This is a genomic window from Bacteroides sp. AF39-11AC (assembly GCF_003474285.1).
Lineage (GTDB): Bacteria > Bacteroidota > Bacteroidia > Bacteroidales > Bacteroidaceae > Bacteroides.
In genome coordinates, this window is sequence record NZ_QROH01000034.1 from 1 (window position 1) to 891 (window position 891).

General features: G+C 39.6%; 1 protein-coding gene. It reads right to left on the bottom strand.

The features are described from left to right. A partial coding sequence (locus DW036_RS25345) for a tetratricopeptide repeat protein (protein WP_369906920.1) occupies positions 1-891 on the bottom strand: 891 nt, incomplete at both ends.

Below are 891 nucleotides of genomic sequence, written 5' to 3' on the forward strand. Positions count from 1 at the left end.
GGGTGAGTTCGTTTTTAAGTTGTATGTACTTCTGCTGCAAGTCTTGTTTCTCTTTTTCTAAAAGAGATTGTTCTTGCTCAATGTGGTGCGCCTTTTGTTGGCTTCTTCTTAATACGGCATAGACAATTCCGGTGATACAGATGAGCAGAACGCTGACTATTATTAAAATATGCAGCTTCTTGTTTTGGTGCCCTAAGTTGTTGGTATATTGCTGTTTTGCTACTTCTTTTTCTGCAATGAGAATGTCGTTGCTTTGTTTTGCTAAATGCAGACTATCCAGGTAAAGCGTATGCTTCTTTGTAAATTCCAGTGATTTGTCTAAGTCTCCTTGCACTTTGGCTATCTCTGCCAAACGCATATAGGCACTGGCTTGGGTGCCATATCCTGTGCTCGATAGGCTTTTATTGATATATAAAGTTGCGGAATCATATAGCCCGGCTTTAAAATAAGCATCGCCTAAAAGTAGAAAGGCTCTGTAATGCTGTGCCGTATCGTTTCGCAACGATATGTTTAGCTTGGCGTAATGAACCGCTTTTTTATTTAATTCCATACTATTGTATAATGAGCTGAGTGCAGCAGCTATATCTGCCTGTAACTGCTTGTGATTGGGCGTATTTGTCATATCAAATGCCTTCAATAATTTTTCTTCCGCTTTGGGGTAATATGGTATTCCTCTTTCTATATTTATCTTTCCTTGAAACGACAATGCATCTGCCCAAAGGCTTGTGTCATTTTGCTGTATTGCCAGTTGTTCGGTTAGCTGATAGATGGAGTCAGCTTGCTCTAATAAGTCTTGCAGGTAATACAGGTAGCCCGCATGATTGCATATTAATCCTTGTAGTTTTGGGTTTCCGGCTTTTTTTGCAAGTGAAATGGCAGTCAGATATTCTT